A 13,012-nucleotide genomic window follows, 5' to 3' on the forward strand; every position below is an offset into this window, starting at 1 on the left:
GCCCCGCGCTCAGCGCGGCGCGGCCTTCGCCTGCGCCGCGCCGCCCACTTCGGCGACGCGCGCCTCCAGCATCGTCAACGCGCCGGACAGCGCATTGAGCGCGTCGTCCGGCAGCGACGCCATCGTGTCGTGCAGGAATGCGTTGCGGCGCGGCAGGCATTCTTCGAACGCCGCGCGTCCGGCCGGCGTCAGCTTCACGTTCGTCACGCGGTTGTCGCGCGAATCGGCTTCGCGGTCGATCCAGCCGAGCGTCTCGAGCGTCTTCAACTGGCGCGTGAGCGCGCCCGGATCGACGCGCAGCAGCTCGACGAGCCGCTTCTGCGACGATGCGCCGCCGTGCTGCTCGAGCGCGACCATGATGCGCCAGCGCGGCAGCGGCTGCCCGACGTGCGCCTCGAACGCGGCCATAAACGCACGGTACGTGCGTCCGAACTGCTGCAAGATCGCGATGCGGTCCTGTTCTTCCATGCGCTGGCTTCGGCTCCGGTAACAAACTGACTTGGATGACGTGAGGAAACGCCCGCTCACTCGGCGACGACGGTCGGCTCGAGCGCGCGGCGCAGCTCGACGGGCGGCACGCGGCGGCTCTGCCACACCGCGACGAGCGCGACGGCCGCGCCAACCGCGATGCCGATGTGGATCGCGCCGACGAGGGAATCGCGCGCCGCTTCGAACAAATGGGCGCCATGATGCCCGGCGCGCGCGAGTTCGTCCACCAGGCGCGCCTGCGCGGCGCGGTCGATCAGGACCTGCGGATCGGCGAGGCTCGCTTGCCAGCGCAGCGCGCCGTCGGCCGCGAGCGCATCGCGCACGCCGCTCGCGTATAGCTGGTTGACGAGCGTGCCCGTCAGCGCGGTGCCGACCATCCCGCCCACCATCCGCAGCGACTGCAAGAGCGCGGTCGCGATCCCGAGATGCTCGCGGCCCGCCGTCTGCTGCGCGAACACGGTCAGGTTCGGCAGCACGAAGCCGAGGCCGACGCCGCCCGCGACCATCAGCATCATCAGCGCCCAGCCGGGCGTCGCGTGCGTCGACGCGACGATGCCCGCGCACGCGATCGCGAACAGCAGGAAGCCGACGTACAGCATCGCATTCGGGTTGCGGATCCGCGTGATCACGCGGCCGTTCATGATGCTGCCGATCGTGATGAACACGACGAGCGGCGTGATGACGACGCCCGCCTGCTGCGGCGACATCCCAAAGCCGCCCTGGAACAGCAGCGGCGCGTAGAAGAGGAGCGAGAACATCGCGAAGCCGGCGAGGATCGCGAGAATGAAGAGCGTCGACAGCGCGCGGTTCGCGAACATGTCGAACGGCAGAATCGGCTGCGCGCAGCGCTTCTCCCAGCGCCACAGCGCGACGCCGCCTGCGAGCGCGACGACGAGGAGGAGCGTCGGCCAGCCGCCGATCCCGTATTTCGGCAGCCACTCGACGAAGAGCTGCATCGCGCCGAGCGTCACGGCGATGAGGAGCGCGCCCGGCCAGTCGAGCCGCATCTTGCTGCTGTGCTCGACGTGCCGCAGGTGAGGCAGATAGCGCCAGACGAACAGGAGCGACAGCAGGCCGACCGGCAGATTCACGTAGAACACCGAGCGCCAGCCGTAGTTCTGCGTCAGCACGCCGCCGAGCGACGGCCCGACCGCGTTCGCGATGCCGAACGCCGAGCTCATCAGCACCTGCCAGCGCAGCCGCACGACCGAATCGGGAAAAAGGTCCGGAATGCACGCGAACGCGGTGCCGACGAGCATCCCGCCGCCGATGCCCTGCAGCCCGCGCGCGAGCACGAGCGACAGCATGTCCTGCGCCATCCCGCACAGCACCGACGCGCCCGTGAACACGACGAGCGACGCGATCACGAACGGCTTGCGCCCGTAATAATCGCCGAGCCGGCCGAAGATCGGCACGGTGATCACCGACGCGAGCAGGTACGATGTCGCGACCCACGCGTACAGGTCGAAGCCGCGCAGCTCGGCTACGATCGTCGGCAGCGCGGTGCCGACGACGGTCTGGTCGAGCGCGACGAGCATCGTGACGAAGGAAATGCCGAGCATCGCGAGCAGCGACTCGCGAAACGGCAGGACTTGCCCGCTCGAATGGTGGGCGGCGGTATGGACAGCCATCTTTTGTTCGTGCAACTTTTGATGCGTCAACGAATCGAAAATTCTATCACGCATCGGGTAATCTAGCCGGCGCCCCATGCGATGCGCGCGCCGCGAAGGAGTCAGATGGAACCGCTCACAATCGTTGCCGGACCGACGCTGTCGGCCGAGGATCTCGACACGCTGCGGCGCGCGAAGCTCGCGCTCGAGAGCCCGTCGCTGACGATCAAGCTGACGAGCATCGTCGGCGCGCCCGTCGAGAAGATGATCGGCAAGCTGCCCGGCTTCGCGACCGACAAGATCAACGACGCGACGCAGCTCGCGCTGCGCAAATGCCTGCACCTCGCGCTGCGCACGCTCGGCAAGTCGGGCGGCGTCGCGAGCGACGGCGAGACGCCGAACAAGCCGAGCAACCTGCTGCACAAACTCGCCGTCGCAACGACGGGCGCGGCGGGCGGCGCGTTCGGCCTGTTCGCGCTGCCCGTCGAGCTGCCCGTCACGACGACGCTGATGTTTCGCTCGATCTGCGACATCGCGCGCAGCGAGGGCGAGGATCTGTCGACCGTCGAGGCGCAATTGCAGTGTCTCGCGGTGCTCGGGATGGGCGGCGGCTTCGGCCCTCTGCCGGGCGCGGGCAAGAAGAACGGCGACAAGGGCGGCAAAGACGGCAAGCGCAACGGGCGCGACGATCGCGGCAAGGAAGAGGAAGACGCCGACATCGGCTATTTCGTGCTGCGCGGCGCGCTCGCGCAGGCGGTGTCGAAGGCGTCGTCGGAAATCGCGTCGAAAGGTTTCGCGACGCACGGCTCGGCCGCCCTCTTCCGCCTCGTGCAGACGATCGCGTCGCGCTTCTCGGTGCAGGTGACCGAGCAGATCGCCGCGAAGTCGATTCCGGCGATCGGCGCGGTGCTCGGCGCGACCGTCAACACGCTGTTCATCGACCACTTCCAGCAGGCCGCGCACGGCCACTTCGCGGTGCGCCGGCTCGAGCGCAAGTACGGCCAGGCGGCCGTGAAAGCCGCGTATCAGGCGATCGACGCGTCGGCCGTGCGCTGAGTCGCGCGCTCGACCGCGGTGCGCCGCACGAACGCGGCCGCGCGCTCGAGCGCCCGCGCCGATTCCGGCACGAACGGCACGTAGATCTGCCATACGTGCGGCATCTCCGGCCATATCTCGAGCTCCACGTGCACGCCGGCCGCGCGCGCCTTGTCGGCGACGCGCCGCGAATCGTCGAGCAGCACCTCGGTGCTGCCCGCCTGGATGAAGAGCGGCGGCAGTCCCTTGAAATCCGCGTACAGCGGCGATGCGTACGGATGCGTGCCCGGCGTGTCGCCGAGATAGAGGCGCGCCGCGCGGCCGAGCGCCGCGCCCGCGAACATCGGATCGAGGCCGTCGTGCGCGCGCAGCGTGTCGCCCGTCGCAGCGAGATCGGTCCACGGCGAAAACAGCACGGCGCCCGCGGGCAGCGGATCGCCCGCGTCGCGCAGCGCGACGAGCGTCGCGAGCGCGAGGCCGCCGCCCGCCGAATCGCCGCCGAACACGATCGACTCGGCCGGCGTGCCGGCCGCAACAAGTTGCCGGTACGCCGCGAGCGCGTCGTCGACCGCGGCCGGGAACGGATGCTCGGGCGCGAGCCGGTAGTCGAGCGAGAACGAGCGCACGCCCGCGTGCTTCGTCAGCGCGAACACGAGCGGACGGTGCGTCCGCGGCGAGCAAAAATAATAGCCGCCGCCGTGGAAATACAGCAGCATCCGGCTTTGCGGCGTGCGGCCGGGCGCGGCGTCCGCGCGCTCGAGCCATTCGCCGCGCAGCGGCGCGTCGCCCGGGCCGTAGCGCTCGCGCAGCCGCCAGCCCGTGGGCGGACGGCGCGGCACGCGCATCCGCAGATTCGCCAGACGCCGCGCACGCGCCGGATCGATCACGGGACGCAGCGTCTCGGGACGAAACTGCCGGCGCAGCAGCCAGCACGCAACCTTGCTTTGCCAACTCATCGGACGCACTCCGAACCGGAAAAACGTGACGATACTACGTGCGATTCGGCGCGCGCCCGTCGATTGCCCCCTCTAAATCCGGATCGACCGGCTCAGCTCGCCGGCCGGACCTGGCCGCGAATCTCGCCGCCCGGATGGGCTTTCGTATGCACATTGAAATACCACCTGCCCGCCATCAGGTCGCCGACCTGCTCGTCGGTCAACGCCTTCTCGCCCGCAATCGGACTCGCGAGCGCATCCTTCGGAATCGGCACCTGCACGCCCGCGTTCTGGCCGACTGACGCCGGGCCGTGGAAGTGCGCGGCGGTCGCGGGTCCCGTCAGATCGCGGTACGTGATGTTCCAGCGCAGCGTGCGAGTCGCGGTATCGTAGGTCGCGTCGAGCGAGCCCGAGCCCTTGCTCGTCGTCGGCGGCACTTCGCTCGACGGCTGCAGGTTCGCGACGAGCTTCACCGCCTCCGCATGTGCGACACCCGCCGCGAGTGCGCACGCAAGCACGCCGATTCCGATCTTGCGCAATGTCAACATGATCCCTCCTTGCGGTCGCCGACCGTATTGCGCGGACGAGCTCGCTGCCCGCCCGACATCCGATGGTAGTCGATCTTGAGCGCGGGGCGCTCGACGCAAAGTGGCGGCCCGTCTCGACCCGTCTCGACCCGTCTCGCTCGTCGGCGCGCGGCGCCGCGTTCGGCGGCCGTCGCACGGATGGCGGCGCGCGGCAAGCAGCCGCCGAGAACAGAGATTTGCACGAAACCCTCTGAATCCGCATGCGGGGTTTCGCTACACTGCCTGCACACAGTTGCTTGTTTCCTTCCGTCCGAAGGAATATCTGCGAGTTTTGACGCGGCCTTCGGGCCGCTTTTTTTGCGCGTCCGGCAACGCGCGCCCCCACACCGGATCAGCGGCTGCGCGGCGGCGGACCGCGTTCGCGCCGACTTCGCCCGGCCCGCACGGCATGCGCGACATCGCCGCTTTGCCTCCGAACGACCCGCTCGCGCACGCGCCGCCATGAGCGAAATCAGCATCGTTCCGCCCGTGACACGGCGCTGTTTCGCAATTTACGCGACAATCGGCTCGTCTCGAATGAAACAATGTGCAAGATCGTGCCGATTTACCACTTGTCGCCGCCGCTTCGCGTCGCTCGGTTCCCCCGGCTCGTGTTGCGAAGCGCCCTCTGCCTGTCCGCGCTCGCCGCGACATCCGCGCATGCGCAGGAATTCGCATTGTTCGGCGGCCTGCTCACGGGCGGCGGCGGTCATAGCTACGCGTGGGCGTTCGATTATCAGGAAGGGCTCGGCCGCTACGCGGCCGCGGGCTTCACCTGGTACAACGAGGGACACATTCCGAATCATCATCGCGACGGCCAGGCGGTCCAGCTCTGGGGCCGGCTGCCGCTGCGCGACAACCGCCTCGTGATCTCGGCAGGCGCGGGCCCGTACCGCTACTTCGACACGACCGCGGCCACCGAAGGCCGCGGCTATTCGAACTCGCACGGCTGGGGCGTGCTGATGAGCGTGCGCGCCGCGTATTACACGTCGCATCGCTGGCTCGCGCAACTGCAGGTGAACCGGACCCAGGTGTTCAGCGGGCCGAACACGACCTCGCTGATGTTCGGCATCGGCTATCAGCTCGACGCGCCGGATACGCCCGGCCCGCGCGACTATGCGGCGAGCCGCAGGGGCCGCGTGACCGCGAACGAAGTCACCGCGATGCTGGGCGAGACGATCCTCAACAGCCGGCGCTCGCCGAGCGCGCTCGGCGGCAGCCTCGAATACCGGCGCGGCGTCGCGAAATACGTCGACTGGACGGCGACCTATCTGTACGAAGGCTCGAAGCAGTCGATCCGCCGCAACGGAATCGCATCGCAGTTCTGGCTCACGCGCGCGTTCCTCGACGACAAGGTCGCGCTGTCGGCCGGCGCGGGCGCGTATCTGACGCTCAACGAGCGCGACATTCGCGGCCGCCCCGGCGAAGGCGACGGCCGCGTGTCGGGCATCGTGTCGATATCCGCGAGCTACCGGTTCGACGATCGCTGGCTCGCGCGCATCACGTGGAATCGCGTCGTCACGCGTTACGATCGCGATACCGACGTGATTCAGGCCGGGCTCGGCTACCGGTTCTGAGTTCCGTCAATCCAGCGCGCGCAGCACGCCGATCAATTGCTTCGCGGCAACGTCCCAGCGGAATCGCGACGCATGCCGCCGTCCCTTCCCGCGCATCTCGCGCCGCAGCTCGGCATCGCCCATCAGCTGCGCGATCGTGGCTGCAATGTCGGTCGCGTCGTGCGCGTCGCAATACAGCGCAGCGTCGCCGCACGCCTCGGGCAGCGACGCCTCGCGCGACACGATCACCGGGCACCCGCAATACATCGCCTCGAGCGGCGGCAGACCGAATCCTTCGTATAGCGAAGGAAACACGAAGCAGCCGGCGTTCTCGTAGAGCGCCTTCAGCTCGCCGTCGCTCACGTAGCCCGCCCACGTCACGTTGCGCGCGCTTGCGTTGTCGCCGAGCGTCGACGTGCCGAAGATCTTGACGTTGCTGCCGCCCGCGATCACGAACTTGAGCTCGGGACGCGCGCGCTCGAGCCTCGCGATCGCGTCGAGCGTGCGCGCGAGGTTCTTGCCGGGCGCGATCGAGCCGACGATCAGCACGAAGCCGTCGTATGCGAGGCCGAGCCGCTCGAGCACCGACGGATCGCTGTCGATCCGACCGAAGTGATCGACGCCGGACACGATCGTCGACACGTCGGTCGGCGCGACGCCGAGGCGCGCGACGATCCGCTCCTTCGAGAAGCGCGACACCGTCAGGATATGCCGCGCGTTGCGCTTCAGCATCCAGAACGCGAAGCGATACCAGAGCCGGAACGCGAGCGAATAGCCTTGCGGAAAGTCGAACACGGCGACATCGTGAATCATCACCACCTGGTTGCGCTTGAAGAGCGGTCCGACGTTGCAGAGGCTGACGAGCGTCTGCCCGCGCGTCGCGAACGGCAGCGCGAGCTGCTCCCACAGCGCGCCGCGCAAGCGCGGCACGACGCGTCGCGCGACCGCGGGCGGCAGCGCGTCGCTCGCGTGATCGCGCGGCACGACGAGCGTCGGATTCCGCTCGCCCGGCAACAGACGCGCGAGCGCCGACGTGAATTCGTGAGCGACGCGCTGCACCCCTGTCAGGCGCTGCGACGTGAACTTGCCGTTGATCGCGACAGGCGTCGGCAAAGCCGCGGCGCTCGCGCGCTCGCCGGCGAACACGGCGTGATGCGGCGCGTCGTGCACCGCGCCCGCCGCCTGCGACGCGCTCGCCGACGTTGCATCGAAGTCCTGACGATCGCGCAGCGCGTGCGGCGAAGGCTCGGATAAGGAGGAAGACAGGTTCATGGCGGCAGCAACGGCGTGACGACACCCGGTTGACGAACGCATTCGCGACGTTCGCGGATGCGCGCTATACACGTTCAAGTGTCGTCATTCCGTCGCGCGCGGTCTGTGCGTTCCGTCGCACAACGCGGCGCACGGCACGTGAATCCGGCCGTGCGCCGCATTCGCGTGCGTCAGCGCCCGCGGCTCACCGACCAGATCAGATAGAACGATTCGGCGGTCGGCAGGATCTGCGCGAGCATCCGGTTGAAGCGTGCGGCAGGCGCGGTGCCGACATACACGACGTCGAGCGGCTTCATGTCGAACTCGGTCGCGAGCATCAGCGCGTCCACCTGCGTCATGTCGAGACGGAACACGTCGGGCTTGTTGTGCTCGGGCGCGTAGTTGACCTTCTTCAAGCCTTCCTGCAGCCCGCTCTGCACGCCGGGCGCCTGAGCGAGAGGCGGGTTCGGATGACGAATCACGATCACCTGCCGCGGATTCGCCCCTGTCGGATCGATGCTGCCCGCCGCGCTCAACGCGTCCGCGAGCGACAGCTGCCCCTGGTTCATGTACACCGTCTGAGGCTTCGGCACCTCGCCCATCACGAACACACGGTTCTGCGTGCGGTCGGGCACGTGGACGATGTCGTCCGCTTGCAGCACGACGTTCTGCCGCAGGTCGCCGCGATTCAGGATGCGGTTCACGTCGATCGTCATCACCCGATCGCCGCGCGTGACGAGCACGCGCTGCAGATCCGCGTCGGGATTGCCGCCGCCCGCGCGGTTGATCGCGTCGACGACGCGCAGATGCGAACCCGTCAGCGACAGTTGCCCCGGGTTCTTCACGTCGCCCGTCACCTGCACGCGCTGGCTGCGGTACTGCGTCACGCGCACGTCGATCTGAGGATTCCTGATTTGCTTGTTCAGACGCCGCGCGAGCAGCGCGGAGATCTGCACGGGGCTCATCCCTTCGACGCGCACGCGGCCGAGCGTCGGAAAGAAGATCGTGCCGTTGGCGGCGACGCGCTGGCCCGGCGAGTCGACCTCGCCCTGCCCGTTCGTGCCGAATGCGCTGACCTGCTGCGGCAGTACGCCGCCGAGACCGCCCGACGCCTGCAGCGTGCCGATGTCGGCGAGCGGCGACGTGTCCGCGCCGGTGCCGTTCCCGCCGCCGCGCGTGAGCTCGGGGTGGTCCCAGACCACGATGCCGAGCACGTCGTCCGGGCCGACGCGATAGTCGGCCGGCGCGGCGGGCAGGCTCTGCGCGATGCCTGCTTCCTTCGCGCGCGTGTCGGCCTCGTCGGCCTGCTTGAGCGTATAGACGAGCTGCGGCGTGATCAGCTTGACGTCGTACACCGTCGAATCCGTCGGTGCGCTCAGGTTGTCGTTCATGCGGCTCGAATCGAGCGCCGGTCCCGGGGCCAGCGCACAGCCCGACAAGGCGAGCGCCGCGGCGCTCGCCCATGCTAGGGGCTTCAACATCTTGTCGTTTCTCCTTGGTAGCGTGGTCGTCGAAGACGATCTCGGTGTCGTTCGAACGGTGCGCGCTCAGAACGCGTTGCGGCCGACGAATCCCTTGACGAGCGTGATCAGGATGATCTTGATGTCGAACCAGAAGGTCCAGTTCTGCATGTAGAAGAGGTCGAACTTCACGCGCGCGGCCATCTTCTCGACCTTGCGCGTCTCGCCTCGATAACCGTTCACCTGCGCCCAGCCGGTGATGCCGGGACGCACGCGATAGCGGTACATGTAGCCGTCGACGAGCTCCTTGTAGATGTCGTCGTGCTCGAGCGCGTGCGGACGCGGACCGACGACCGACATCTGGCCGAACAGCACGTTGAAGAACTGCGGCAGCTCATCGAGCGACGTGCGGCGCAGGAACGCGCCGACCTTCGTGATCCGCGAATCGTTGCGCGAGGCCTGGCGCACGACGCCTCCCTCCTCGGCATGCACGCGCATCGTGCGGAACTTCAGGATCTCGAACTCGCGGCCGTCGACGCCCTTGCGCTTCTGCCGGAACAGCACGGGGCCCGGCGACGACAGCTTCACCGCGAGCGCGAGCGAGGCGAGAATCGGCGACAGCGGAATCAGCACCGCGAGCGCGAACAGGCGATCGAACATGAACTTCGGCCAGAGCTGCGGAATCGACAGCGGGCTCGTCGCGAGATTGATCGCGGGCATGCCGACCACCTGCGTGATCGACCGGTTGAAGAACGTGATGCCGCGCACGTCGGGCAGGAAGCGCAGGTTCACGAAATCGTGACGAAACTCGCGCACGATCCGCTGAATCTGCCGCTCGTGCGACAGCGGCAGCGCGAGCCAGACCTCGTCGATCGCGCCCGCGCGCACGCGGCGCTTCAGCTCGCGCAGATCGGCGACGACTGGCACGCCGCCGACATGGCGCCCCGCATCGGCGACGCGCACGCTGTCGTCGAACACGCAAACCGCCTCATAGCCGTGCGACGACGACGCGCGCAGTTGCTCGAGCACCGCACGCCCATAGACCTCGGAGCCGACGATCGCGACCGCGCGCGGCTTCGCGCCCGGCCGGCGCAAACCGGTCAGCATGCCGTGGATCGACGCCTTGCCGAGCAGCAGCACCGCACCCGACATCAGCATCGTCCGGCCGAGCCAGGCGAGCGACACGTCGGCGTCGCGACTCAGCACCAGCGTGAACGCCGCGGCGATCGCGGCGACGCCGAGCCAGCCGAGCAGCACGCGCGACAGCGTGCGATACGACATCTGCTCGCGCGCGCCGTCGTAGACGCCGATTGCCGGGAAGACGATCAGCGTCAGCGCGCACAGCAGCGCGACGGCCGTGCGCTGTGCATCCGACACGTCGAACGTGCCGCCGTCGTACAGCACCTGCGCGAGCAGCGCCCCTGCCGCCACGAGCACCACGTCGAGCAGCTTGTTCAAGAGTCCCAACATTGCCGAATCTCCACTTTCCCTGTTCTGTCGTCTCAAGCGGCCGAACGCACGGCGCCGCGATAGCCGGCGACGCGTAGCGGCCGGCCTTCCGCCGGAATCGGCTGCGGTGTGCGCGCTTCGCGCGTCGCCTCGAGGATGAGGCGGTTGAATTCGCCGCGAATCACGCCATAGCACTCGCACGCGTGCGCTTCGAGGCCGTGCCGGTCGAGCACCGTGATGTGTCCGCGGCGCTGGCGGATGAGCCCCGCCTCCTGCAGCTTGCCCGCCGCTTCGGTAATGCCTTCGCGACGCACGCCGAGCATGTTCGCGATCGTCTGTTGCGTGACCGCGAGTTCGTCGCCTTCGACGCGATCGTGCGCGAGCAGCAGCCAGCGGCTCAGTTGCTCGCTGACGGAGTGATGACGGTTGCAGAGCGCGCTGCGCGCGATTTGCGTCATCGCAGCCTGCCAATAGCGCAGCATCAATTGATAGGTGTCGAGCGAGCGGTCGAATTCGCGCCGGAACACTTGGGTCGGCACGCGATAGGCGAAGCCGCCGCTGCGCACCTCGACGCGGCCCGACGCCCAGCCGCAGCCGTAATCAGCAAGCGTCGACACGCCGACGACGCCTTCCCTGCCGACCGCGGCGACTTCGACCATCGCGCCGTCCTCCATCAGATACAGCACCGACATCATCGCGGTGGTTGGGAAATACAGATGACGCATCGGCTCGTCGGTTTCGCAGAGCAGTTGCGCGCTCTTGATCTTCACGAGCTCGAGATGCGGCGCGAGCGCGCGGAGACTGTCGTCGGCGAGCGAGCCCAGCAGGGCGTTGGCATGAAAACCATTGGTCTGATGAAGCATGTTCGTGTCCCGGTTTGTCAGCGCCGCTCGAGTCGCGGCGCAGGATTCCGTTTTTCGCAAGACACGGTCACAGCAAGAATCGTATGTTCCTCGGAATCGTGTCGGCGGCCCTTCTGGTCGTCCTCATACAAACTGACGCATCACCCTCTTGGCGGGGGATGAAAACCCTTAAGCGATTAACGTGCCAATTGGTACAGTTCCTTAATATATAAAGGCATTGGCCAGACAATTCCTATCCGAATATTTTCCGCCAACCGAAAGCGTCTCATTCGCGGACACTTTGATACAGATCGGGCGACAGCAGGTGTCTCATCTAACAATTTCGTAATCTTTACGCAACCTTTGCCGCTTAGCGCTTAGCCCTTTCATCACAACGGTTTGCGAACATTTACAGGCACGAATGGAATGATATGAACATTTCATCTCGATAAAACGAGAGTTCGCAGCGGTTCTCGGGAAACTGTCTCAGATGTGAGTCAGCGAGAGACGGATACAATCTGTCACCCAGCCCACACAACTCACGCAAGCCATTGATTGCAAACAATTTAGCGAAATTACAAAAAGCTCGCCGAACCCAGCCGTCGTAAAAAGGTAAAAATTTCTGAACGCCCGCCGAAATCGGAAATAAATACCCAAAATACAGGTACCGGTTCCATTAAAAATGGCAAAACAAATTATCCTTTCCCGAAGTAATTAAGTTCATCCGAAATAGATTTAGGAAAATTCCTAAATGTCAAAATTTGTGAAACGCGCATCGGATGCAAACGTCAAAAAATCCGACGTGATAATCTGTAATTGCATTTTCAACGTCAAGCTGAATTAACAAATAAAAATCGTACCTGTCTAGCCAGGCAGGCTCGATTGCGCGCAGAGCCTGGCCAGGCTCTGCGCCGTTGCTCCGGATCCCCGATCCGGAAAGGACAAGCCGTGACCTACCGCGAATTCAAAGAGCCGGCGACGAGGGCCGGCGGCATCATCGAGCTGCCGCACCGCACCGACGCCAACCGCTTCCTCGCATCGCTCGGCGTCGCCGAGCGCGCGACGCTCGCGAGCCACCTGCAGCTCGTGCACGTGAAGTCCGGCCAGGTGCTGTGCGAACCGGGCATGCCGCTCGAACACGTCTATCTGCCCGTCACGACCGTCATCTCGATCCAGTACGCATCGTCCGACGGCATGACGCTCGAGATCGCGGAGATCGGCAACGAAGGGATCGTGAGCCCGCAGCTCGTCGGCAGCGACGGCGCGATTCCGTGCCGCGTGATCACGTGCCGCGACGGCTTCTCGTATCGGCTCAACGCGCGCGTGCTGTCGAATCTGCTCGAGGAATCGATGCAGATGCGCCAGGCGGTGTTTCGCTGCACGCACCTGCTGATGGCGCAGGCGAAGCAGATCTCGTTCTGCAGCCGGCATCACGTGCTGAAGAACCAGCTGTGCCGCTGGTTCCTGCTCGCGTACGACCGCTCGCGAAGCGTCGAAATCCAGGTCACGCACAGCATGCTCGCGCAGATGCTCGGCGTGCGCCGCGAGACCGTCACCGACGCGGCCGGCGACATCCAGAAGACGGGGCTGATCCGCCAGTACCGCAGCTCGATCATCCTCGTCGATCTCCCTGGGCTCGAAGCGCAATCGTGCGGATGCGACAAGATCATTCGCGAAGAGATGAAGAAGATCTTGTCCGCGCCGACGAGCGCGTCCGGCGCGCTCACCGAATTGCGCAGCTAGCCCGCTCCGCGCCGCTCGCTCGCGGCGGCGCGCGCTTCGCACGACACCGGCGCCGCACGCGCGGCGCACGCCTCCC

General features: G+C 66.7%; 11 protein-coding genes. 3 read left to right on the plus strand and 8 right to left on the minus strand.

Features of this window, described 5'->3' with window-relative positions; translation table 11 throughout:
• Window positions 1–9: 9 nt before the first annotated feature.
• Together BG90_RS04795 and BG90_RS04800 are read right to left on the minus strand one after the other, a co-directional pair.
• The gene (locus BG90_RS04795; RefSeq protein ID WP_010113982.1) at window positions 10–468 is read right to left on the minus strand and encodes a MarR family winged helix-turn-helix transcriptional regulator; all 459 of its coding nucleotides are present in this window, start codon (window positions 466–468) and stop codon (window positions 10–12) included.
• A gap of 56 nt (window positions 469–524) precedes the next feature.
• A complete protein-coding gene (locus BG90_RS04800) occupies window positions 525–2,120 on the minus strand; it encodes an MDR family MFS transporter (protein WP_010113980.1) in 1,596 nt (531 codons plus the stop codon).
• Window positions 2,121–2,225: 105 nt separating this feature from the next.
• Between BG90_RS04800 and BG90_RS04805 the strand changes: the two genes are divergently transcribed.
• A complete protein-coding gene (locus tag BG90_RS04805; RefSeq protein ID WP_010113978.1) occupies window positions 2,226–3,155 on the plus strand; it encodes an EcsC family protein in 930 nt (309 codons plus the stop codon).
• Here the strand turns inward: BG90_RS04805 and BG90_RS04810 are convergent.
• Together BG90_RS04810 and BG90_RS04815 are read right to left on the minus strand one after the other, a co-directional pair.
• Entirely contained in the window at window positions 3,125–4,090 is a 966-nt protein-coding gene (locus BG90_RS04810) for an alpha/beta hydrolase (protein ID WP_010113976.1), read from the minus strand. The two genes, BG90_RS04805 and BG90_RS04810, sit on opposite strands and share 31 nt — an antisense overlap.
• A 92-nt stretch (window positions 4,091–4,182) precedes the next feature.
• Window positions 4,183–4,617 (minus strand): CHRD domain-containing protein, encoded by a 435-nt coding sequence (locus BG90_RS04815; protein ID WP_010101697.1) that lies wholly within the window; start codon window positions 4,615–4,617, stop codon window positions 4,183–4,185.
• Window positions 4,618–5,180: 563 nt separating this feature from the next.
• Here BG90_RS04815 and BG90_RS04820 point away from each other — a divergent pair.
• Window positions 5,181–6,212, plus strand: a complete 1,032-nt coding sequence (locus tag BG90_RS04820) for a hypothetical protein (RefSeq protein ID WP_010113972.1) — start codon at window positions 5,181–5,183, stop codon at window positions 6,210–6,212.
• Between the two features lie 6 nt (window positions 6,213–6,218).
• Here BG90_RS04820 and BG90_RS04825 read toward each other — a convergent pair whose 3' ends face one another.
• The 4 genes from BG90_RS04825 to BG90_RS04840 all read right to left on the minus strand — a co-directional run bounded on the left by BG90_RS04825 (window position 6,219) and on the right by BG90_RS04840 (window position 11,214).
• Window positions 6,219–7,463, minus strand: coding sequence for a glycosyltransferase family 4 protein (locus tag BG90_RS04825; protein ID WP_010113970.1), 1,245 nt, complete (start codon window positions 7,461–7,463; stop codon window positions 6,219–6,221).
• Window positions 7,464–7,633: 170 nt separating this feature from the next.
• Complete coding sequence (locus tag BG90_RS04830; protein ID WP_010113969.1) at window positions 7,634–8,923, minus strand: polysaccharide biosynthesis/export family protein; 1,290 nt, start codon at window positions 8,921–8,923, stop codon at window positions 7,634–7,636.
• Between the two features lie 66 nt (window positions 8,924–8,989).
• Entirely contained in the window at window positions 8,990–10,372 is a 1,383-nt protein-coding gene (locus BG90_RS04835; protein WP_025989658.1) for an undecaprenyl-phosphate glucose phosphotransferase, read from the minus strand.
• A 32-nt stretch (window positions 10,373–10,404) separates the two neighbouring features.
• A complete protein-coding gene (locus BG90_RS04840; RefSeq protein ID WP_010101692.1) occupies window positions 10,405–11,214 on the minus strand; it encodes a Crp/Fnr family transcriptional regulator in 810 nt (269 codons plus the stop codon).
• A gap of 927 nt (window positions 11,215–12,141) precedes the next feature.
• Here BG90_RS04840 and BG90_RS04845 point away from each other — a divergent pair.
• A complete protein-coding gene (locus BG90_RS04845; RefSeq protein ID WP_010113966.1) occupies window positions 12,142–12,936 on the plus strand; it encodes a Crp/Fnr family transcriptional regulator in 795 nt (264 codons plus the stop codon).
• Window positions 12,937–13,012: the final 76 nt, after the last annotated feature.

This window comes from Burkholderia oklahomensis C6786 (assembly GCF_000959365.1).
Lineage (GTDB): Bacteria > Pseudomonadota > Gammaproteobacteria > Burkholderiales > Burkholderiaceae > Burkholderia > Burkholderia oklahomensis.

Bases quoted from the DNA above. Each gene is read 5' to 3' on its own strand.
- BG90_RS04795 (WP_010113982.1), bottom strand. From the start codon at position 468: ATGGAAGAACAGGACCGCATCGCGATCTTGCAGCAGTTCGGACGCACG.
- BG90_RS04800 (WP_010113980.1), bottom strand. From the start codon at position 2,120: ATGGCTGTCCATACCGCCGCCCACCATTCGAGCGGGCAAGTCCTGCCG.
- BG90_RS04805 (WP_010113978.1), top strand. From the start codon at position 2,226: ATGGAACCGCTCACAATCGTTGCCGGACCGACGCTGTCGGCCGAGGAT.
- BG90_RS04810 (WP_010113976.1), bottom strand. From the start codon at position 4,090: ATGAGTTGGCAAAGCAAGGTTGCGTGCTGGCTGCTGCGCCGGCAGTTT.
- BG90_RS04815 (WP_010101697.1), bottom strand. From the start codon at position 4,617: ATGTTGACATTGCGCAAGATCGGAATCGGCGTGCTTGCGTGCGCACTC.
- BG90_RS04820 (WP_010113972.1), top strand. From the start codon at position 5,181: ATGTGCAAGATCGTGCCGATTTACCACTTGTCGCCGCCGCTTCGCGTC.
- BG90_RS04825 (WP_010113970.1), bottom strand. From the start codon at position 7,463: ATGAACCTGTCTTCCTCCTTATCCGAGCCTTCGCCGCACGCGCTGCGC.
- BG90_RS04830 (WP_010113969.1), bottom strand. From the start codon at position 8,923: ATGTTGAAGCCCCTAGCATGGGCGAGCGCCGCGGCGCTCGCCTTGTCG.
- BG90_RS04835 (WP_025989658.1), bottom strand. From the start codon at position 10,372: ATGTTGGGACTCTTGAACAAGCTGCTCGACGTGGTGCTCGTGGCGGCA.
- BG90_RS04840 (WP_010101692.1), bottom strand. From the start codon at position 11,214: ATGCTTCATCAGACCAATGGTTTTCATGCCAACGCCCTGCTGGGCTCG.